Below are 20,907 nucleotides of genomic sequence, written 5' to 3' on the forward strand. Positions count from 1 at the left end.
AAAGGCCACCGTGATCATGGGGTGCGGCGGTTCAGGAAGACAATCGCCGTCTTCGACGCTCGGTGGGCGTGCGTACTGACCAATGTGGACTGAGGTGTGACCGCCCTGGCTCCCGCAGAATCGGGAACCAAGCAGCGAAAAACGGGCATGGCGCGCATGAGTAACCCGAAGCGGGAACCGAGTCGCACGGTCCGTCAGAGCACGGCGAGCCGGTCCACCAGCAGTTCCACCCGCTTCTCGGTGTGTTCCGGTGGCAGCCGTCCCGCTCGGGTCAGGGTGGCCAGTCCGTGCAGGGCCGCCCAGAACACCTCGGTGAACAGTCCCGGGTGGACACCGGGGCCGGCGACCTCGCCGAGACACTCCAGCAGGGCGGCGAAGGCGTCCTTCAGGGGCTCGGGGGTGTCGTCTTTCGCGAACGTCAGGCCGCCGTCGAGCTGGAACATGGCGTCGTAGACCGCGGGGTTGTGCTCGGCGAAGGCGAGGTAGGCGCGGGCGAGGGCGGTGACCCGGGCGCGGGGGCCGTCGGCGGCCGAGGTCGCGGCCCGCAGCGTCGCGGCCATCTCGGTGGCGCCCTCGAGGGCCACGGCGCCGATGATCTCGCGCTTGCCCCGGAAGTGGCTGTAGAGGACCGGCTGGCTGTACTCGATGCGCTGGGCGAGCAGGCGGGTGGTGACCGCGTCCCAGCCCTGCTGCTCGGCGACCTCGCGGGCCGTCGCCACGATGAGGCGTTCGCGGTCCGCCCGTTCCCGTTGCTTGCGTTCCTGTACCGACATGGGTTGAGCCTAGCACTGCTAGACAAACGAGCGGCAGTAGTACTAGCGTTGCTCCATCATCTAGCAACACTAGATCCCCGGAAGGTCACCATGCTCAGCGCACTCGAGGTCTTCACCACCGTGGTCGTCGGCCTGATGGTGGGGGTGGAGTTCTCCGTCGCCTTCGTCATCAACCGCATCCTCGACGGACTCCCCGACGACAGCGGCCAGCTCGGCCGCGCCCACGGGGGCCGGATGCTCGGCGCCCTCATGCCGTTCTGGTACATCGGCTCGCTCGTCCTGAGCGCCGTCTGGGCCGTCGCCGGCTGGCAGCACCCGGGCACCGGCCTCGTCGTCATCGGCGCCGCGCTGCTGATCGTCAGCGTGCTCATGTCGGTCCTGCTGCTCGTCCCGATCAACAACCGGGGCAAGACCTGGACCCCCGAGAACCGGCCCCCGGACTGGAAGGAGCAGATGAACCGCTGGGACCGCTTCCACTACGCCCGCGTCGGCGTTCTCGTCGCCGCCTTCGCCGTGCTGGTCACCGCCCTCACTTGAGCCCGCGGGGCCCACCGGCCCGGTCGTCAAGACACGGGCGCCAGCGATACCCACTGACCGATAGCGAGAGGAAGTGCCGAGAATGGCCAACCTGCAGAGCCTGGACCCGAGTACGCCGATGTTCGCGCAGTTCAAGGAGAAGACCGGACCCATCGTCCTGGTCAACACCTTCTTCGTTCCGAAGGAGGGGGCTGAAGCGTTCCTGGCCCTCTTTCGGAGGCAGGCGGAGTTCATGAAGGCTCAGCCGGGATTCGTCTCCCTGCAGATGCACAAGGGAACGGCGGACAGTCGACTTCTGATGAACGTCGCGGTCTGGGAGTCGACCGCGGCTCTCGCCACGGCGTTCGGCAGCCCCGAATTCCAGCGCATGGCGGCGGAGTTCCCAGACGACATCGTGTCGTACCCGCACATCTTCGAGCAGATCGACGTATGACACGGCGGTTGTAGCCGGGGAGGGCAGCCGGACAAGCTCTGCCTTTCCCCGGTCAGTCACGCATCCATGCACCATGCCGGCTCGCCGACCGCCTGGCACTGTCCTGACACGGAAAACCCCTTACCCGCCCTCACCTTCCCGGGGAACCAGCACGTGGTGGTGAGGTGTGCCGCGTGCGCGGTCACCTGTGCGCGGTGCTGGGCTGCGCTGTCCAACGGGGAATCGAACCCCTGCGTTGCCCGCCACGCGCCAGGTGCCGGATTGGCCGCCGGCTCGGCTTGTGCTCGCTTTCCCCGGGGCGGTTACCTGCTTCCGTGCCGCCGGTCAGTGGAGGAGGTCGGCCTCCCAGTTGGTGCGCTGGATGTCGATGTCGAGGTGGCGCAGTTCGAGGGCGACGCGGTCGGCCTGCTCGCGCAGGTCGGCCACCGGGAGGGCGGCCAGCTGCCTCAGCTCGGACCGCAGCTGGCGCCCCATCGCCTGCCCGCGCCCAGCCGCGGCGTCGGCCGCTGCGGTGAGCACGGAGTGGCGCAGGCGCAGCACGTCGCGGCGGGCGAGGGCGTCGGTGACGGTGCCGTCGCCGAACGGGGTCTGCGCGTTGGTCCGGTTGATGCGGCGGATCAACGTCTCGAGTTCGGTGAGGACGGTCCCGGCCTCGGTGAGCAGCTCGGCCGCGTCCTCGGACGGTGGCTCGCCTTCCTGGTAGCGGGCGCTCGCGACGATCCGTGTGCGCAGCTGCTCGATCCGCTTTGCCGCGTCAGCACGCAGCGCCAGTGCCTCCGCGAGCTTCATCTCCTCGCTCATGCCGCGAGAGTAACGGCGATCAACTTCGGTTCCTACTCTGGCCTGGCGCATCTCGACGGCGGCCAGAGCCGCGACGACTTTGCCGAAGTGACAGCCGCGGCCCAGCGCGGACCACACGACGTGATCGCGCTCTGGCACGACCTCGACCACCTGGCCGGAGTCCTGCGGCTGCTGGCATTCCTCGACCTACCCACCAGGCCTGCTCGGTGAGTCGGCCCCGTGGACGTGTCCGTAGGCGATCCGCATGGTCCAGACCGAATCGTGGGTGTCGCCGGTCTGCTGCCCTTGATCCTCACCACGCCAGTGGTGGCGTCCGGCGTGCCGGAGCAGTGGTCGACCGGACCGTTCACCGCGCAGGTCGCGGTCAGGGCCGGGGACGTCAACGGCGACGGCAAGGACGACCTCGCCGGCTTCAACGCCTTGCAGAACGCGTGCTACGTGAAGCTGTCGACCGGCTCGGGCTTCCAGCCGCAGCAGGATTGGAGCCTGTGCGCGAACAGCCTCGACGACAGTCCGTACTACGGACACTTCCTCGGCGACGTGGACAACGACGGCCGCGCGGACGCCATCACGGTCCGGCCGCACACGATTGCGACCCCGAGCGTGCGGGGCATCTTCGTGGGGAGGTCGCGCATCTACTACCCCGGCGACGAACGGTTCGAGTTCCCCACACAGTGGCTGGACAACAACATCGCCGGCGACCAGGCGAACCTGACGGCGGACCTGGACGGCGACGGGGACACCGACGTGATCGGCTTGTCCGCCGGGACCCCAGCACTGGCGGCCAGGTCGAACGGCACCACGATGCTGCCATTGACAGCGTGGGGTCCGGACACCCTCCGCGGAGAGAAGGTGACACTGGCGGCGGACGCGACCGGTGACGGCCTGGCCGATTGCATCCTCGTCGACTCGGACGGCACGCGCGTGGTGCCGGCCACCACCGAGACCCGCTGGTTCGTCACCCTGCCGCAGCAGTGGTCGACCGCGCCGTTCCACGGCACCAAGAAAACCTTCACCGGGGACATCGACGCCGACGGCAAGGCCGACCTCATCGCCGTCAACGACACCGACGTGCGGGTCATGCGCTCCACCGGCACGGGCTATTCCGTGCCCGAAGTGTGGTACGCGGGCTCGTTCTCCGGCACGAGGGACACCCTCACGGCCGATGTGGACGGTGACGGCGATACCGACCTCGTCGCGGTGAACGACACCGACATCTGGGTGTTGCGCTCGCAGTAGGACTCAGGAGTCCAGCACGACATCCGACGCCTGTGCCGTGGGCCGACTCAGGCTTGCCGGGTGTGGCGTTCGTGTCGGGTCACCCTTCGCGAGTTTCGATCGGTAACCCCTTCGAGCCGTAAATCCGCAGGTCAAGAGGCTCGAAGGGACTACCGATGCTTCGGGGTTGTGGGGCCGGAGAGACTCGAACTCTCACTGGCACGGACCTAAACCGTGTGCCTCTGCCAATTGGGCTACGGCCCCGGGAAAGCCGGGAGAATCGTAGCGCGCGCCACGTTCGGGGTGGCTCGGCGTGGTCAGTGGCGGTGGTGGGGGTGTCGTCCTCTAACGTGGGCGCCTACAGTCCGACGCGGCGAGGAGGGCACGTGGCTCGCGACCCCGAGACCATCGAGCGTGAGATCGAGCAGGCCAGGACGGCGCTGGCGGCGACGCTCGACCAGCTGGGCACCAAGGCCAACCCCCAGAAGCTCGCGGACCAGGCCAAGAACGGCATCCGCGCGAAGCTGGACGACCCCAAGGTCAAGTACCCGCTCATCGGCGTGGGGGCGTTGATCCTGGCGCTGCTGGTCCGCAAGCTGTTCCGCTGATCCACCCACACGTTTGAGCGGGCCCGGGGAACCGGGCCCGCTCAAACGTATCGACGAAGCGGCGAGTGTCAGGCGCGCGGGGAGACCGTCGGCTTCGAGGTGGGGACGGCGGGCGTCTCCTCGGCCTTGCGGTCTTCGACTTCCTTCGGCAGCTGCTTGCTCGGCGGGAGCTGAGGCTTGGCCGCAGCGGGAGCGGCGGCAGCCGGCTTCGAAGACCCCGACGGCGGGACCTCCAGCGGCTCGATGTCCGGCAGGGTGAGCCGCGCGGCCATGTACGAGCTCGTGAACTCCAGGGCGCTCCCGTTGAGCAGGTGCACGACCGTAGGTCGCCCGTCCGGGGCGAGCTCGTCGACGAGCTGGTCCGCGCGGTCACGCGCGGCGATGATGCCCGGCGCCTTCGCGGTCCGTTCCCCGCCACGGCCGCTGACGGTGATCGTCCAGTCGTCGTTCTCGTGCGCGTACGTCGCTGTGATCGTCTCCACCACTACCTCACCCCTCTCGCCATCAGCATGCGTCACTGGCCGAGACTCGGCCACCGCACACTCATGACGCGATTTCTGCGCCCCCGCGCAACCCGCGACTGTCCATCAGTCTTTCTACAGGGTTCTCGATACCGTAAAGAAACTCTGTGTCACAAGACACGAGAGGGGATTCGCACTGAGTGACGACCGAATGGCCTAGTGCGCGTGCATGTTCACGCGCACGTCAGCGGGCGCGTCGTGACAGTCCGGACCAGAGCATGTCCATTGCGTAGTCGGTCGCTATGTCAGGAGTCACGTCCGGGAACCGCTCGCACCAGATCGCGAGACGCTCGCACGCGCCGACCACGAACTCGGCCGACGCCTCGGCGCGGAGCTCGTCGTCGAAGTACTCGCTCATCACCGCCACGATCAGGTCCGTCTGCTGCCGCCGCGTCTGCTCGATCTCGTCGGCCGCCGGCGTGCCGATCAACGCCATCTCGTGCCGCAGCAGCGACCAGGCCTCCCGGCGCTCGCGGATGAAGACGAAAAACGCCAGCAGCCCGCGCCGCAGCGCGTCCTCGGCGGAAACCGCGCCCACCGTCGCCTGCTCGGTCGCCTCGCGCAGCGCCGCCCGCGACTGGCGGATGCACGCCAGCAGCAGGCCTTCCTTGGAGTGGAAGTACTCGTACAGCATCGGCTTCGACACGCCCACGAGCTCGGCGATCTCGTCCATCGACGCCGCCCCGTAGCCGCGCTCGGTGAACACCCGCTCGGCGACCTCGATCATCTGCCGTTCGCGCTCGGCCCGGGGCACGCGCTTGCGTTTCGCGGTGGTCACGGCAACACTCTACCGCCGGTAACCTACTCCAAGTAGGATGGACTTCGGGTAACACTAAACGGGAGGGCGCATGGGCAACCGCACCGAGACCGGGGTGATCGTGGTCGGGACCGGGTTCTCCGGCCTGGGCATGGCCATCCAGCTGCGCAAGGACGGCCGCGAGGACTTCGTGATCCTCGAGAAAGCCGACGACGTCGGCGGGACCTGGCGCGACAACAGCTACCCCGGCTGCGCCTGCGACATCCCGTCGCACATGTACTCGTTCTCCTTCGAGCAGAACCCCGGCTGGTCGCGCGCCTACTCGCCGCAGCCCGAGATCTGGAGCTACCTGCGCGGCGTCGCGGAGAAGTACGGCCTGCGCCGCTTCCTGCGCTTCGGCCAGGAGATGACCGGCGCGCGCTGGGACGCCGACGAGAACCGCTGGCACGTGAGCACCAAGTCGGGCGACGAGTTCGTCGCCAAGGCCCTGGTCGCGGGCGTCGGCGCGCTGCACCGGCCGCAGATCCCGCACCTGCCCGGCATCGAGGACTTCGCCGGCCCGGCCTTCCACTCCGCGCAGTGGGACCACGGCGTCGACCTCACCGGCAAGCGCGTCGCCGTGATCGGCACGGGCGCGAGCGCGGTGCAGTTCGTGCCGCAGATCGTGGGCCAGGTCGAGCAGCTCACGCTCTTCCAGCGCACCCCGCCGTGGGTCATGCCGAAGGCCGACCACGACATGCCCGGCTGGGCCCGCGGCCTGTTCAAAGCCGTACCGCTCGCGCAACGCGCCTACCGCGACGTCCTCTACTGGATGCTCGAAGCCCGGGCCATCGGCTTCAACGGCCAGCCGTGGGTGATGCAGCTCGGCCAACGGATCGCCAAGCGCAACATCGACCAGGCCGTGGCCGACCCGGCCCTGCGCGCCAAGCTGACGCCCGGCTACACCATGGGCTGCAAGCGCGTGCTGATCTCCAACGACTACTACCCGGCCCTGGCCAGGGACAACGTCGACGTGGTCACCGAAGGCGTCGCCGAGGTCCGTGAGCACAGCGTGGTCGACGCGGCCGGTGTGGAGCACGAGGTCGACGTGATCATCTACGGGACCGGGTTCCACGTCACCGACGCGTTCGACACGCTCGAGATCGTCGGGCGCGAGGGGCGCAACCTGGCCAAGGAGTGGGCGACGGAGGGGATGCGCACGCACCTCGGCATCACCGTCAACGGCTTCCCGAACCTGTTCTTCCTGCTCGGCCCGAACACCGGCCTCGGCCACAACTCCGTGGTGTTCATGATCGAGTCCCAGATCTCCTACATCGCGCAGGCGCTGCGGCTGGCCGGCGACCGCGCGATCGACCCGCGGCCGCAGGTGCAGGAAGCGTTCAACACCGACGTACAGCGCAAGCTCGCGAAGGGCATCTGGACGCGGGGCGGCTGCAAGAGCTGGTACCTCGACGCGAAGGGCGTGAACCGCACCATCTGGCCCGGCTTCACGTGGCGGTACTGGCTCGACACCCGCACGGTCCGGCGGGAGGACTACGAACTGCTGGGCTGACGAACGAGGGGTACGAAGGGGACTTTCGCGGCAGGGGAGGAGGCGCGAAAGTCCCCTTCGTAGCTTGTGGGGAGGGTAGGAGCGCGCGCCGAACAAGCCCACGGACGACGGTGGGCGTGCTCGGGTCAGGGATGAGGGGTGGCGGGGGCTTTCGCGACCCTCGACAACGCGAAAGCCCCCGGCCGGGACCGGCGAAACGGTCCGGGTCGGCTCCGCCCGCGGCTCAGGCGGGCGCGAGTTTGCGCAGGTGGCTGATCAGGTCGACGACCGGCAGGTCGCACAGCTCGGCCATCCGCTCGAGCGCGGGCAGGTCGAGCGACACTTCGGCCGGGCTCGAGCTCAACGTGGTCGCGCCGGCTCCCGGGTCGCCGCGGCGCAGCCGGTCCTCGGCCCAGCGGCGCAGCGGCAGCAGTTCGGGCGAGGCCTCGGCCACCACTCGCCGCAGGTCCACCCGCACGCGTCCCGGCTCTTCCACGAACACCCGCCGGTGCACCTTGGCCAGCAGGTCCTGGGGCAGCTCGTCCATCGCGACGCACAGCTCGACCAGGCGCACCACGGAACACTGCCGTGTGCCCAGCTCGTACGTCGCCAGCGTCTGCAGGGAGATCTCACTCTGCAGATGCGTGTTCAGCTCCTTGCGCGTCCACCCTCGCCTGCGCCGGAGCTTGCGGAGCTCGTCACCGAGTATCCGCTGGTAGTGCTCAGCGTCGATCACCACTTCCTCGTCCCCTGCCCTGCTCACGCTCTCACACGCGGCGTCCGCTCTCGTGACTGCGAACGCGTGCGCGTCTCACGTGTATGAAAGTGGGCAGTGCGCTTTTCCTTACGCGGTTTCGGCCAAGTCTTTGGTGACGATTTCGCAGACTGCTCCGAACGGACGAACCGCAGTGCGCTGAACAGGTCAGTTGACGCAGGGAACGCCGTTGGCGGTGATCGGTTTCTGGTCGTCACCGGCGGCCGGCGGGGGCGCCGCGGGCGAAGACGCGGGCGCGTTGGCCGAGCCGGCCGGTGCGCCGGAGCCGGCGTTGTCGGTGCTCGGCTGGTAGTCCGAGCCGAGGAACACCATCACGTGACCGGCGTCGACGCTCTTGTCCTCCTGCACCGTGGCCTTGGTGCCGAGGGCGTCGGCCACGGCGTTGCCGGAGTCCTCGCCGCCGGAGGGCACCCAGATCACGGTGGTCTTGCGCGAGGTCGCGTTGGCCGTGTCGCCCGCGGTAAAGCCCTTGTCGCTGAGCTGCTTCGACACGCTCGCCGCCAGGCCCGTGCGGCCCGAGGCGTTGCGGACGTCGACCGTGATGCCCTTGTTCGCGTCGTTCGCCGGCGGTGCCGCGGCTTGCTGCCCGGGCTGCGGACCGGCGAGGCCCTGCACGAACTTCTTCACGGCCTGCGGGTCGACCTTGATGGCGTCGCCGTCGCTGGGCGTCTTGTACGCGACGTCCTCGACCGGGATCGTGCGGAACTCGAGCTGCCCGCCGGTGAGGCCCTTCATCTGCTGGGCGAAGCTGAAGATGTCCCAGTTCTGGTTGAGGACCACCGACTTCTTGATGGCGTCGATGAGCGCGTTGAGCTTGCCCGGGTCGGTGAGCGTGCCGGCCGAGAGCACCTTGCGCGCCATGCCGGCCATGAACACCTGCTGGCGCACCACCCGGTCGAGGTCGCCGCGCGGCAGGCCGTGGCGCTGCCGGACGAACTCCAGCGCCTGCACCCCGGAGATCGTGTGCACGCCCTTGGTGAACTTCGCGCCGGAGTAGGAGTCGTCGACGTTGTTGTTGAGGCACACGTCGACGCCGCCGATGGCCTGCGTGATATCGCTGAAGCCGAGCAGGTTGATGGCCGCGTAGTTGTCGATCGTCGAGCCGGTGAGCGCCTCGACGGTGCTGATCAGCTCTTTCGCGCCGGCCTGGTTGGCCTTGACGTCGAGCTCCTTCGGGTCCGTCACGCCCTGCTGCTGCAGGTCCTTGCGGGCCTGGAGCATCGCGCGGGCGTACGCGGAGTTGATCTTGTGCTCGCCGTAGCCGGGGATGTTCACGTAGGAGTCGCGCGGCAGCGAGATCGCAACGGCCTTGCTGCCGTCGTTCGGGATGTGCACGAAGATCAGCGAGTCGGTGTTGAGTTCACCGTCGGCCTCGCCCGCGCGCAGCTGGGCGAGCAGCTGCGGGGAGAGCGGGTTGCCCTGCGCGTCGGTGCGGCTGTCGAGGCCGACCAGGAGGATGTCGCGTGCGCCGTCGGCGGGCTGGTCGCCGCCCGACTGTGGGTTGATCACGTCGGCGTAGTTGAGGCCGTTGACCAGGCCCTGCAGCGACGCCCACGCGTAGCCGGTGAAGGCCATGACCAGCAGCGACACCACGGCGAGGGTGATCTTCGCGCCCCGGTGCGAGCCCCGCCGGCTCGAGCGCCGCGGCGGCGGCCCGGACCGGCGCCGCGGCGGACGCGACGGCCGGTGCTCGGCGTCTCGGGGGCCGCGCGGTTCAGCCCGGTCACGCGCAGGTGGCGGCATCCGGCGTCCGCTCGCGCTCCCCGGCGGGTCCTGCCAGGGGCGGGCGGGGCGTCGGCCACCTTGCCCGTTCCGAGGCGGGTGATCCACGCGGTCCGCTCCTTCTTCTTCTTCTCGTCCTTCTGCCCATCACTGTCCGGTTCCCCGGACCTTGAAGACGCATGGTGCCGGGGCGGGGTTGCGGCGGGTCCGCACCTCCCCCGGCTGGTGTGGCCTGCACCACCCATGGTCCGCCACTCCGGCCAGGTTCGCCCGACCGGCGGTGTGCGTGTCCCCGTTCGAGTTTCTCGTCAAGAAGTCACGCTCGCAGCGCGGCGTGCGGGAATCAGGCACGAAACGGCCGCGACCAGCGCGAACACCGCCGTCGCCGCGTGCAGGACCACGGTCGGCGCGCCGGCCGCCGAGACCATCAGCGCCGGCGCGCACGCGAGCGCGCACACGAACCACGTGCCGGCCGATGCGGTGGCGCCCGTGCGGACGGTGTGCAGCAGGAGCACGCCGAGCAGCAGGTGCACGAGGCTCTGCACGGGGTCGAGGTGCAGGCCGAGGAAGTCGGCGTCGGCGGCGACGTCGCCGAAGCGCGCCAGCGCGAGCCCGAACACGCCCAGCGTCGCGTAGCCGATGCCGAGCGCGGCGGCCGCTCTGGTGAGCAGCACCGGCCGCCAGCCGGTGGCCGTGCGCGGTCTCGGCGGGGGCGGCGCGGGTTCGCCGTGGCCGCGGGGGTGGCGCTCGAACCACCAGAACACCAGGCCCGCCGGCACGAGCAGCAGCGCGATCGCCATCGCGGTGCGCGGTTTCACGAGCCAGCTCAGCCCGTCTGCGATCGGTCCGGGCAGGTAGACGACGGCGACGAGCAGCAGCATCGCCGCCAGGAACGCCAGGTACAGGCTCATCGGCGCCCGCAGCACGAACCCGGCCGCGCGGCTGACCCGCGGCCGCGCCGCGACGCGCACCAGCCGTCCGCCGAGCAGCCCCGCCAGACCGAGCTGGGTCACGCCGAGCAGCAGGACCTCCCATGGCGGCGCCGACAACGCGGCCGGCGCACCCGGGCTGCCCAGCAGGATCGGCGACGCGCCGAGCGCGAAGGTGGCCACGGCCAGCCCGCCCACCCCGGCCACGGCGGCACCGGCCAGCGCCGGCCGGGGCAGGCGCACGCCGTCGGCGTGGGCGAACGCGACCTGCTGGGCCAGCAGCGCGAGCGCCAGCGTCGCGCCGTAACCCGGCAGCGGCGAGCCGGACCAAGCCGCGGTGGCCTCGCCCGCGACGACGAGCGCCAGCAGCCCGGCCACCGACCACAGGCGCGTGCGCCGGTAGAGCGCGAGCAGCGCGGGCGCGCAGACGATCGTCAGCAGGTAAACGCCCAGCAGCCACAGCGGGTGCAGCGCGATCCGCATGACCGTCGCGTTCGTGCCGGCGGGGATGCCGAGTAGCTCCAGCGCGAGCGGGACGAGCAGGGCGACCACGGCGAAGATCAACGCGGGCCGCAGCAGCGGGCTCGCGCGTTCGGCGAGGTAGTGGCGGTAGCCCCGGTCGCGTTCGGCCGGCCAGCCGGTGGCGTTCGCGTAGCCGCCCGCGAAGAACAGCAGTGGTGTGAGCTGCGCGAGCCAGGTCAGCGGCCACCACGCGGACTCGGGCGCGCCCGCCCAGTCGGCCAGTGCCGTGGCCGATTCGCCGAGCACGAGCAGCACGGCCGAGGCGGCGCCGAGCACGGCCCAGCGCGTCGGGGGACCGGTGGCGGCGCGAGCGGGCCGCGGCGTGGTGCGCCGGGCCGTGTGCCAGCCGCGCAGCCGGAACACGAGCAGGCAGCCGATCACCAGGACGCCGGCGACCATCGGCCCGATCGGGTCGGCGACCGGCGGTCCCCAGCGCTGGTGCCACGAGTTCACGACGAGCCCGGCCGAGTAGAGCGTGGCGACGACCTGGCAGGTGCCCGCCGAGCCCATCGGGTTCACCACGCACGCGTGGTGCATGTCCTGCGACAGCCGTGCGTCGAGCGAGGCCCGCACGCTCTGGTCGAGCGGGTGGCCCTTTTTGTCCGCGTAACGCAGGAGGTCGTAGCCCAGGTCGTGGGCCTTGCACGGCACCGCGTAGTCCCACTTGGTGTTGTCGTCGCCCCACGGGGTGGAGCACCCGCCGTCGACGTGGACGGCGCGAACGGTCCCGTCGCGCGCCTGCATCGCGCCGGGCGTCACGCCGCTGACGGCGGTGAAGTCCTTCGGCAGGAGCGCGAGCGCGGTCGGCTGCGGGCCGGGGTGGGTCAGCGCGGCGATGGCGTTCTGCGCGGCCAGCACGTCGCCCGTCGGCGGCCCCTGGTCCGGCGGTGACGCCGGGCGCGAGGCGATGAGCCCGAAGCCGAAGACGACGAAGAGCACCAGCAGCAGCCAGCCCGACGTCGACCAGGGACGGCGGACGCGCGCGGCGGCCGGAGGACGCTCGTCGGTGGCGGGCATGCGCTCAAGGGTGCCAGCCCTGCCCGGGCGGCGGCATGGGGATGACCCCCGGAAGGGGCGGGGGATCTCCCGGGGTTCGGGCCGCGCACCATATTTCAGGGGGTGGTGAATTGCATCACAGACCCTTTTTCGCGACTTCCGGTCACGGAGTGCGAGCTGAGGGTGAATTCACCCGTCCGTTTCCGGGAACCGTTCGTCGAACGCGATTAATCGAAATTGGGGGCGGCGATGATTTCACTCAGGCCACGCGGGGTGGTGGATCCGCGTCGGCGAACCGGACTTGATTCCGGCCGCCTTCCTTGGCGGCATACACCGCGGCGTCGGCCGCGTGCAGCAACTGTTCCACGGTCGCTCCGTTCGGCCCCAGCAGCGCTACTCCGATCGAGGTGGTCCGACCGGTGATGCGGGCGCGTCCGCCGCGTTTGTCGGTGGTCACGATCTGCTGGTCGGCGATCGCGGTCCGGATCCGTTCGGCCGTCACCTTGGCGGCCGTTTGGTCCACGTCCGGCAGCAGGATCAGGAATTCCTCGCCACCGAAGCGGCCGATGATGTCCTTGGGGCGCGTGATGTCGTCGAGGGTCTGGGCCACCGTGCGCAGGACGTCGTCGCCGGCGGGGTGGCCGTAGGTGTCGTTGACCCACTTGAAGTGGTCGAGGTCGATCATCAGCAGCGCCACCATTTCGTTGCCGCGCGCGGCGCGGGCGAGGGCGCGATCGGCTGATTCGGACCACCCGCGCACGTTGAAGATGCCGGTCTTCGGGTCGGTGCGGGCCTCGGACTGCAGTTGGTTGATCTCGGCGAGCCGGTTGCCGAGCACGGTGATGAGCACCAGGATCACGATCGCCGGCGGGAAGTTCACCAGCAGGATCGTGGCGATGGTGCCGAGCCCGATGGTCGAGAGCTCCAGCAGGTTGTCGTCCTTCGTGCCCAGCACGTTGCTCAGCGTCGGCGCGGAAGTTCCGCCCAGTGCGAGCAGGCTGCCGATGACGATCGCCTGCAGTGCCGCGTAGCAGAAGCCGACCAGCATGAGGATGCCGAAGAGCTTCAGCGAGTTGTTCGGCGTGAGGTTCTCCAGCTCCGCCGAGGCGAACGTCTGGTAGAGCTCGTGCGCCGCCAAGGCCGAAACGGCGTGCGTGAACGAGGTGAACACGAACTTGTGCGGCGGCCGCCGCGAGTTGAACCACCGCTGCACCCGGACGATGACGATCAGCAGCAGTGTCAAGTGGATCGGCAGCAGCAGCGCGCCGGGGAACACCCAGATCCCCGACAGGTCGATGTGGACGGCCGTCACGCGGTTGCGCCGCCGCTCCTCCTGCCGGCGCGTGAGCTGGATGTGCACCGTGGCGCACACGGCGAGGATGCCGAACCGGGCCCAGTCCAGGGCCGTGGTGGGCCCGCCGGTGATGATCCCGAACGTCAGCAGGCCGACGGCAAGCGCTTCCCAGGAAAACAGGAAAACGATCATCGCCCGCGGCTTGGTCCACAGATCCCACGACCGCACGGGATTGCCGGAAATCAACTGACCGAGCCGTTTGCCGACACCCTGCGACCGGGTGGTCGCGTTTTGTGAAACACCGCGGGTATCTCCGGAAGAATCTTGGAACTTCGGCGCGTGATCATGAGAGGGTGTGGGTACCCCGCGATTGGAGTCCGTCGGTTCACCGTGCGCGTGTCCGTTGTCGGGCATCGGGCTCGGCCTCCTCCGGTCTCTCGGGTCGTTCGGGTCTGGTGGTATCCGCTGTGGTGCTGTTATCGCTTACCGGTATCATCGCACTCACCGACTTCCCGGCGGTGAGCCCTCCACGAGGGCTGAATTCGTGTTCCGTCCAACCGTGTGCCTCTTACCGGAGGTGCCTTCCCCCGATGGCTGGTGAACCCTGAATGCGAATTGCAACGCCAGTCTCTGAGCTGTGCCGTCCAGGAGGTGTTTTCCCGATGCGCGACCGCGAAGCCTGAATCGTTCTTGTCTGTTTGCCCGGAAATTGTCAGTGCGCTCAGTTCGAGGAGGTGGCCCACCGTGCGTGACCGCGAGGCGTGATTCCGGTGACCGGCAGCCAAGAGTTCGTGACCGTGTGAGCAGAGGAGAGCCGCGATGCGTGACCGCGAAGCCTGAGAACGCGAAGCCCGACAGCACTGAGCCTGGCAACACCGAGCCTGACAACACAGGGCCTCACAACGCAGGGCACCCCGAGACTTCGATCCGGATCCCAGAACCGGATCGCCCCGGCCGGTGAACGAGCCGGCCACGACTCAGAGCCCGGTGTCGGCCGCGACCGCGTGCCGCACCCGGGTCCACGAGAAGGCGGTGGGGATGGCCAGCGCCACGCCGAGCAGACCGGCGAGTGCGATGGCGGTGACCGCGGACCCGGTCACCTGGGCGACCACCCCACCCAGCGCGACCCCGATTCCCTGCGCGACCCGCAGGCCCGTGCGGTAGAGCCCGCCGGCGCCCCCGCGCAGCTCGTTCGGCACCCAGGTGGCGAACGTCGCGGTGACCGTGATGATGTACGCGCCCATCGCACCCGCCAGTGCGAGGAGCACGAGAGCCAGCGCCAGGTTCGGCTGGAGCAGGAACAGCGCGAGCAGGGCCAGCGACGTCGTCGCGAGGATGCCCAGCAGGCGCAGCCTGACCTGGGCGGACGCGAACTTCGAAAGCAAGTAGGCACCGGCCACGAACCCCAGCGGGTCGGCTGCCAGCAGCCAGCCCACGGCCGCGGACGACGCGCCGAGCTGCTGCGCCAGCGGAGCCGCGAGTCCCTCGGGGACCACCGCGAGCCCGACCAGCCACGACAGCGCGATCAGCACCCGCAGCCTGCGCTGCCCGAACACGAACCGCGTGGCCCCGAACCACGTCGTCTGCTCGCCACCCGCGGCCGGGCGATCGTGCACCCACACGCGCACGATGAGCGAGGCGACGGCAAAGCTCACGGCGTCGATCGCCAGCGCCCACGACGTGCCCACGAACGTCACGAGCAGGCCGCCGCCCGCGAGCCCCAGCAGCATCACCGTGTTGGTCGTGATCCCGCGCAGGTCCTGGCTGCGCAGGTAGATCTCGTCGTCGGTGAACACTTCTCGGGTGATGGCGTTCTGCGCGGCGTTGGCGGGTGACGCGGCGAGCTGCACGGCCACGAGCAGGCTGCACAGCACGACGAGCGGCATGCCCGGCAGGCTCATGAGCCCCACGAGCACCGCCTGCACCGCGGCGCTCGCGCTCAGCACCGCGCGCCGCGGGTAGCGGTCGGCGAGGAAGGACAGCCCGAGCCCACCCGCCAGCGCGGGGAGGAACGTGAGGGCGTAGACGACGGCGGCCCAGAGGGCCGAGCCGGTGCGGTTGTAGACGAGGATGGCGAGCGCAACCTTCGCCAGCTGGTCGCCCGCGCTCGAGATGGCCTCGGCCGCCCACAGAACGCGGTACTCGACGTTCCGTAGTGGCGCCGTCAGCCGTGGCGTGGCGTGGGTCGTCACAGGGTGACCACTTCCCCCTCCCCGATCGGGTGAACGTGTCCGGTGGGCATTCTGCCTGGGCTGTGACGGCGACCCCGAGGGAGTCACAGTTCCCGGGCGGCGGGACAACAATCAGTATGCCGCTGATTACGGTCGGGCGAACAGCAGATACGCGCGTTATCTCCGGCTGGGCCGTTCAGGGGACCGCGGGGCCGGCGGCCGGGACCCACTCCCGGTCGGTGCTGACCTGTCCGGAGGTACCGGTGGGCTGGTCGACCTTCACTCGCTCGGCGCAGCACGGCCACCGTTCGTCGCGGTCGCCCTGCTTGCCGCACCGAATGGCCCAACACTGAAAAGGAGCCCGGTGGAGCGGTCCTTCGCCCCGCCGGCGCCGGCCAGTGGGGAGAGGGTTATGGACAGGCTCATGCAGGACAAGGCCGTGGTCGTCACCGGCGCAGGACGCGGACTCGGCGAGGCGTTCGCCGTGCACGTGGCCCGCGCGGGCGGGGCCGTGGTGGTCAACGACGTCGACGCCGGCCTAGCCGAACGCACGGCGGAGAACATCCGGCAGCACGGTGGCCGGGCCGTCGCGAGTGGACACAGCGTTTCCGACCCGGCGCAGGCCCAGGCCATCGTGGACCTGTGCGTGGGCGAGTTCGGCCGGATCGACGGCCTGGTCAACAACGCCGGGCTCAACTACGAGGCCCTGCCGTGGGACGACAACGTCGACCAAGCCAAGGAGCTGGTCGAGGTCAACGTCCTGGGCGTGATGTACACGGGCCTGGCCGCGATCAAGGCGATGGTCGCCGGCGGGGTGCACGGGTCGATCGTGAATATTTCGTCCGGCGCTTCGCTGGGGCAGCGGAAGCTGGGGGTGTACGCCGCTTCGAAGGGCGCCGTCGCTTCGCTGACGTATTCGTGGGCCCTGGACCTGGAGGAGCACGGGATCCGGGCCAACGCCGTGTGCCCGGTGGCGCACACGCGGATGGTGTGGAAGTCGGAGCGGGCGTTGCGCGCTTGCCCGCCGGAGCGGACGCCGTCCCGGATCGCGCCGGTGGTGCTGTTCCTGCTCGGCGACGGGTCGGCGGGGATCACCGGGCAGATGATCCGGTGCAACGGGCCGCAGCTGCACGTGATGGGGCAGCCGTTCCTGAAGCAGCCGATCCTCGAGCGGCAGGCGTGGGACACGGAGACGGTGCAGAACGCCTTCGACGAGGTGTTCTCGGCGCACCTCGAGAACTACGGGCTCGAGAAGCGGGTGCCGCCGCGCCTTCGCAAGTGGACGGACAGCAGCCGGATCGCGTGAGGTCCCCAGGGCGGCCTGGACCCGCGCCGCCCCGGGGGTTCACGGGTCAGGACGCCGGCCTGGCGGCGGCGTAGAGGTCCTTGATCGCGGCGTCGTAGCGCTCGTTGATGACGCGGCGCTTGAGCTTCAGCGTGGGCGTCAGCTCGCCGGTTTCGGGAGTCCACGCCTGCGTGATCAGGTGGTAGCGCTTGATCTGCTCGATACGGGCCAGCCGGCTGTTGGCCGACTCCACCGCGCGCTCGATCTCCGCCAGCACGTTCTCGTGGGCGGCCAGCTCGTCGATGCCGGCCGCCTCGATGCCGTTGGCCGCTGCCCAGCCGGGAGCGATCTCGTCGTCGAGGACGATGAGCGCGGTGACGTACGGGCGGTCGTCGCCGATCGCGACGGCCTGGCCGATGAGCGGGTGCTCCTTGAGCAGGCCCTCGATGCGGGTGGGGGCGATGTTCTTGCCGCTCGAGGTGATGATCAGTTCCTTCTTGCGGTCGGTGATCCGCACGAAACCGTCTTCGTCGATGGTGCCGATGTCGCCCGTGGCGTACCAGCCGTCGGCGTCGGTGGCGTCGGCGATCGAGCCGTCTTCCTGCAGGTAACCGAGGAACACGATGGGGCCGCGCACGAGCAGCTCACCGTCTTCGGCCACCTTCACCTCGACGCCCTCGAGCGGCTTGCCGACGGTGCCCGCGCGGAAGCCGCCGGCGCTGTTCGACGTAGCCGCGCCGGTCGTCTCGGACAGGCCCCAGACCTCCTGGATCTCCACGCCCAGGCCGGCGATGAAGTACAGGACCTCCACCGGCAGGGCCGCGGCGCCGCTGGAGGCGACGAGCACCTTGTCCAGACCGAGCAGCGCGCGCACGGGGGCGAGCACGGCTTCGTCCGTCTTCGCGATGCGCTCGGCGAGCTCGGCCGGCACCTCCTTGCCGGCGGATCGCAGCTTGTAGCCCTCCTGCAGCAGGGCGTTGGCCGAGAGCAGCGCCTCGCGCCGGTCCTCGGGGACGCCGCCGAGCATGTTCTTCATGCCCGCCACCATCTTTTCCCACACGCGCGGCACGCCGAAGAAGCTCTCCGGGTGCACCTGCCCGAGCGCGGCGACGACCCCGGCGGCGTCGGCGACGGTGTGCACGTGGCCCGCCCACAGCAGCGGCAGGTAGATCGACAGCTCGCGCTCGGCGATGTGCGCCAGCGGCAGGTAGGCGATGTTCTTGGCGTGCATGGGCGCGTCGTGCAGGTTCTGCACCGCGAGTCCTTCGTGGACGGCGTTGCGGTGCGACAGCACGACACCCTTGGGATCGCCGGTGGTGCCGGAGGTGTAGATCATCGCGAGTGGGTCGTCCGGCTGGATGCCCTGCCACGCGGCTTCGAACGCGTCAGGGTCCTCGGCCAGCGCCGCGCGTCCGGCTTCGCGCACTTCGGCGAACGAAACGAACCGCTCGTCGCCGGCCGGGATCGCGGCCGCGTCCATCACGACGACGTGGCGCAGTGCGGGCAGATCGTCGAGCACCGGCAGCCAGCGTTCCAGCTCGCCCGCGCCGCCGAGGACGACGACGGGTGCGGCGCTGTGGCGGGCGACGTAGCGGATCTGGTCCGGGCTCAGCGTCGCGTAGGCGGTGCACGGGATCGCGGCCAGGTGCACGGCGGCGAGGTCGGCGACCAGGTGGTCGGGACTGCTCGCGGCCATGATCAGCATGCGGTCGCGCTTGCCGAGACCGAGCCCGGCCAGGCCGCGCGAGAACTCGGCGATCGCGGTGCGGAACTCACTCCAGCTCAGCGTCGGGTGACCCTCGAGGTCGAGCGAGGTGACGGCGGGGTGCTCGCCGTACTCGGTGGCGTTGCGGTGCAGCAGGCGGGGGATCGTCTGACCCTCGGCCTGTGCGGCTGCGGACTGCGGGGTGGTCAACGCTGGCCCTCCTCCGGTGGTGCTGGTGAGCGACCACTGTAGGGGCTCCCGGCCGGTGTGGATAGAGAATCGCGGCCACTCCGCTTGCCTGCGTGGACCTGACCGTGAACTACGCAAAACGGTCTATTCCCCACTGGTCGGAGAAAAGATCCACTTCAGCGGATCCTGCTTGAATGGAAGCCCCCGCCGAAGGAGAGCCCGTGCCCGCTCGTGATCAGTCCGCTCGTGAACTGCTGGCCGCGATCCGGCGCGAGCTCGCGCCGCGCGACGACGGCAACCGGCTCGTGCCGCTCGTCGCGTCCGGCTCCGCGCCGCGGGCGGTGTTCGCCGCGATCGCCGCCGAGGAACGGTGGATCGTGCGCAGCGACTGGCGCAGCTTCCACGCGCTGGCCGCCCGCGCCGACGAACCGCGGGCGCGCGAGTTCTTCGGCGGCCTCGCGCCGGGGGAGCGGCTCGCGCTGGGCAAGCTCGACGCGCTGGCGGCCGCGGCCGGCGACGATCCGGGGACGGAGCTGCCGCGCGCGGGTTGTCAGGCCTATCCGGCGTATTTCGCGTGGCTGGCGCTGAACGGCGAAGCGGCTGAAGTCGCTGTTGCGATCTTCGCGAACTTCGCCGCGTGGGGCCGGTACTGCGCTGCCCTCGCCGTGGGGATGCGTGAGCACTACGGCTTCGACGACGACGCGTGCGCGTTCTTCGACTTCTTCGCCGCCGACGTCCCGGAAATCGAAGAACAAGCGCTCGCCGCGATCCAGGCCGGACTCGACGCCGGCCGGCTCGACGCCGGCACCGCGCGGACGTACGCCCGGCTGTTCCAGAGCTACGAGCTGATGTTCTGGAACACCCTCGCCGACGAGTTCGCCGCATGACCCACGCCGGCAGGGAACTCAGCGCAGAAGCCGCCGCCCTCGACGCCGCCGACCCACTGGCCGCCAAGCGTGCGGAGTTCGACCTCGACCCGGCCGTCGCGTACTTCGACGGCAACTCCCTCGGCGCCCCGCCGCGGCACGTCGCGCAGCGGCTCGCCGACGTGGTCCGCGAGCAGTGGGGCGGCCGGCTGATCCGCTCGTGGACCGACGGCTGGTGGGACGCGCCGGAGCGGGTCGGCGAGCGGATCGCGCCGCTCGTCGGCGCGGCGCCCGGGCAGGTCGTGGTCGCCGACTCGACGAGCGTCGACCTGTTCAAGGTGCTCGTCGCCGCCGTGCGCGCGAACCCGGGCCGGGCCGAAATCCTGCTCGACGCCGCGACCTTCCCCACCGACGGCTACGTCGCCGAACAGGTCGGGCGGCTCACCGGACACGCCGTGCGGCGCGTGCCGGTCGCCGAGCTGCCCGCCGCGTGCGGCGAGGCGACGGCCGCGGTGCTGGTGAACCACGTGGACTACGTGTCGGGCCGGCTGCACGACATGGGCGCGATCACCGCCGCCGCGCACGCGGCCGGCGCCGCCGTGGTCTGGGACCTCTGCCACAGCGTCGGCGCGATCGAGGTGCGGCTCGACGAGCACGAGGTCGACTACGCGGTGGGCTGCACCTACAAGTTCCTCAACGGCGGGCCGGGCGCGCCCGCGTTCGTCTACGTCGCGAGCCGGCGGCAGGAGTCGTTCGATCAGCCGCTCGCGGGCTGGGCCGGGCACGCCGACCCGTTCGCGATGGAGGCCGGCTACCGCGCGGGCGCCGGGATTTCGCGGGCGCGCGCGGGTACCCCGGACATCCTGTCGCTGCTCGCGCTCGACGCCGCGCTGGACGTGTGGGACGACGTCGACCTCGCCGTGTTGCGGGCGAAAGGCTTGGCACTGGGCGATTTCTTCCTCCGCTGCCTCGACGAGCTGCTGCCCGGCGCCGACGTCCCGACGCCGCGTGACCACGCCCGCGGCCACCAGATCTCGGTGCGCGTGCCGGACGCGCAACGGACGATGTCGGCATTGCACGAACGCGGCGTGCTCGGCGATTTCCGCCCGCCCGACGTGCTGCGGTTCGGGCTCGCGCCGCTCTACACGCGATACGTGGAAGTGCTGCGCGCCGTCACGGCCTTGCATGAGCTGAGCTGAACGAAAAGGCGAACCGAATTCACGGAAAATCGTGGTTTTCACGGCTGAATGCATCCCCGCATAGCCCCTTCGGGT

General features: G+C 70.1%; 19 protein-coding genes and 1 tRNA gene. 9 read left to right on the plus strand and 11 right to left on the minus strand.

Annotation, left to right across the window (positions count from 1 at the left end; translation table 11 throughout):
• Nucleotides 1–194 precede the first annotated feature (194 nt).
• Nucleotides 195–773, minus strand: a complete 579-nt coding sequence (locus ACFY1H_RS15390) for a TetR/AcrR family transcriptional regulator (protein WP_366588199.1) — start codon at nt 771–773, stop codon at nt 195–197.
• A gap of 90 nt (nt 774–863) precedes the next feature.
• Here ACFY1H_RS15390 and ACFY1H_RS15395 point away from each other — a divergent pair, with 90 nt between their 5' ends.
• Complete coding sequence (locus ACFY1H_RS15395) at nt 864–1,310, plus strand: anthrone oxygenase family protein (RefSeq protein WP_386946982.1); 447 nt, start codon at nt 864–866, stop codon at nt 1,308–1,310.
• 82 nt (nt 1,311–1,392) lie between these two features.
• Nucleotides 1,393–1,743, plus strand: a complete 351-nt coding sequence (locus ACFY1H_RS15400) for an antibiotic biosynthesis monooxygenase family protein (protein ID WP_386946984.1) — start codon at nt 1,393–1,395, stop codon at nt 1,741–1,743.
• A gap of 324 nt (nt 1,744–2,067) precedes the next feature.
• Here ACFY1H_RS15400 and ACFY1H_RS15405 read toward each other — a convergent pair whose 3' ends face one another.
• Complete coding sequence (locus tag ACFY1H_RS15405) at nt 2,068–2,544, minus strand: DIP1984 family protein (protein ID WP_366588208.1); 477 nt, start codon at nt 2,542–2,544, stop codon at nt 2,068–2,070.
• A gap of 87 nt (nt 2,545–2,631) precedes the next feature.
• Here ACFY1H_RS15405 and ACFY1H_RS15410 point away from each other — a divergent pair, with 87 nt between their 5' ends.
• Both ACFY1H_RS15410 and ACFY1H_RS15415 read left to right on the plus strand, forming a co-directional pair.
• Nucleotides 2,632–2,754 carry a hypothetical protein gene (locus tag ACFY1H_RS15410; RefSeq protein ID WP_366588210.1) on the plus strand — a complete coding sequence of 41 codons (123 nt, stop codon included), beginning with the start codon at nt 2,632–2,634 and terminating at the stop codon, nt 2,752–2,754.
• 51 nt (nt 2,755–2,805) lie between these two features.
• A complete protein-coding gene (locus tag ACFY1H_RS15415) occupies nt 2,806–3,783 on the plus strand; it encodes an FG-GAP repeat domain-containing protein (RefSeq protein WP_386946986.1) in 978 nt (325 codons plus the stop codon).
• A 169-nt stretch (nt 3,784–3,952) separates the two neighbouring features.
• On the opposite strand, the gene ACFY1H_RS15420 is transcribed toward ACFY1H_RS15415, so the two are convergent.
• Nucleotides 3,953–4,026, minus strand: a tRNA-Leu gene (locus tag ACFY1H_RS15420).
• A 122-nt stretch (nt 4,027–4,148) separates the two neighbouring features.
• Between ACFY1H_RS15420 and ACFY1H_RS15425 the strand changes: the two genes are divergently transcribed.
• The gene (locus ACFY1H_RS15425) at nt 4,149–4,370 is read left to right on the plus strand and encodes a DUF3618 domain-containing protein (RefSeq protein ID WP_285972933.1); all 222 of its coding nucleotides are present in this window, start codon (nt 4,149–4,151) and stop codon (nt 4,368–4,370) included.
• 68 nt (nt 4,371–4,438) lie between these two features.
• On the opposite strand, the gene ACFY1H_RS15430 is transcribed toward ACFY1H_RS15425, so the two are convergent.
• Nucleotides 4,439–4,855: a hypothetical protein gene (locus tag ACFY1H_RS15430; protein ID WP_386946988.1), complete on the minus strand. Its 417-nt coding sequence runs from the start codon at nt 4,853–4,855 to the stop codon at nt 4,439–4,441.
• A 220-nt stretch (nt 4,856–5,075) separates the two neighbouring features.
• Nucleotides 5,076–5,669 carry a TetR/AcrR family transcriptional regulator gene (locus tag ACFY1H_RS15435; protein ID WP_386946990.1) on the minus strand — a complete coding sequence of 198 codons (594 nt, stop codon included), beginning with the start codon at nt 5,667–5,669 and terminating at the stop codon, nt 5,076–5,078.
• Nucleotides 5,670–5,739: 70 nt separating this feature from the next.
• Between ACFY1H_RS15435 and ACFY1H_RS15440 the strand changes: the two genes are divergently transcribed.
• Nucleotides 5,740–7,200: a flavin-containing monooxygenase gene (locus ACFY1H_RS15440; RefSeq protein WP_386946992.1), complete on the plus strand. Its 1,461-nt coding sequence runs from the start codon at nt 5,740–5,742 to the stop codon at nt 7,198–7,200.
• A gap of 223 nt (nt 7,201–7,423) precedes the next feature.
• Here ACFY1H_RS15440 and ACFY1H_RS15445 read toward each other — a convergent pair whose 3' ends face one another.
• The 5 genes from ACFY1H_RS15445 to ACFY1H_RS15465 all read right to left on the minus strand — a co-directional run bounded on the left by ACFY1H_RS15445 (nt 7,424) and on the right by ACFY1H_RS15465 (nt 15,609).
• Complete coding sequence (locus ACFY1H_RS15445) at nt 7,424–7,918, minus strand: helix-turn-helix domain-containing protein (protein WP_366588308.1); 495 nt, start codon at nt 7,916–7,918, stop codon at nt 7,424–7,426.
• 183 nt (nt 7,919–8,101) lie between these two features.
• A complete protein-coding gene (locus ACFY1H_RS15450) occupies nt 8,102–9,529 on the minus strand; it encodes an LCP family protein (RefSeq protein WP_386947903.1) in 1,428 nt (475 codons plus the stop codon).
• A gap of 455 nt (nt 9,530–9,984) precedes the next feature.
• Complete coding sequence (locus ACFY1H_RS15455) at nt 9,985–12,144, minus strand: phospholipase A2 (protein ID WP_386946993.1); 2,160 nt, start codon at nt 12,142–12,144, stop codon at nt 9,985–9,987.
• 238 nt (nt 12,145–12,382) lie between these two features.
• Entirely contained in the window at nt 12,383–13,609 is a 1,227-nt protein-coding gene (locus ACFY1H_RS15460) for a GGDEF domain-containing protein (RefSeq protein WP_366588222.1), read from the minus strand.
• Nucleotides 13,610–14,394: 785 nt separating this feature from the next.
• The gene (locus tag ACFY1H_RS15465; protein ID WP_386946995.1) at nt 14,395–15,609 is read right to left on the minus strand and encodes an MFS transporter; all 1,215 of its coding nucleotides are present in this window, start codon (nt 15,607–15,609) and stop codon (nt 14,395–14,397) included.
• Nucleotides 15,610–16,000: 391 nt separating this feature from the next.
• On the opposite strand from ACFY1H_RS15465, the gene ACFY1H_RS15470 reads away from it, so the two are divergent.
• Nucleotides 16,001–16,894 carry an SDR family oxidoreductase gene (locus tag ACFY1H_RS15470; protein ID WP_366588227.1) on the plus strand — a complete coding sequence of 298 codons (894 nt, stop codon included), beginning with the start codon at nt 16,001–16,003 and terminating at the stop codon, nt 16,892–16,894.
• Between the two features lie 46 nt (nt 16,895–16,940).
• On the opposite strand, the gene ACFY1H_RS15475 is transcribed toward ACFY1H_RS15470, so the two are convergent.
• Entirely contained in the window at nt 16,941–18,788 is a 1,848-nt protein-coding gene (locus tag ACFY1H_RS15475) for an AMP-dependent synthetase/ligase (protein ID WP_366588230.1), read from the minus strand.
• Nucleotides 18,789–18,988: 200 nt separating this feature from the next.
• Between ACFY1H_RS15475 and ACFY1H_RS15480 the strand changes: the two genes are divergently transcribed.
• Nucleotides 18,989–19,654: a transcriptional regulator gene (locus ACFY1H_RS15480; protein WP_366588233.1), complete on the plus strand. Its 666-nt coding sequence runs from the start codon at nt 18,989–18,991 to the stop codon at nt 19,652–19,654.
• A complete protein-coding gene (kynU, locus tag ACFY1H_RS15485; protein WP_366588236.1) occupies nt 19,651–20,832 on the plus strand; it encodes a kynureninase in 1,182 nt (393 codons plus the stop codon). Before ACFY1H_RS15480 ends, kynU begins: the two co-directional genes overlap by 4 nt.
• Nucleotides 20,833–20,907: the final 75 nt, after the last annotated feature.

The sequence above is a fragment of the Amycolatopsis sp. NPDC001319 genome, from assembly GCF_042896185.1.
GTDB lineage: Bacteria > Actinomycetota > Actinomycetes > Mycobacteriales > Pseudonocardiaceae > Amycolatopsis.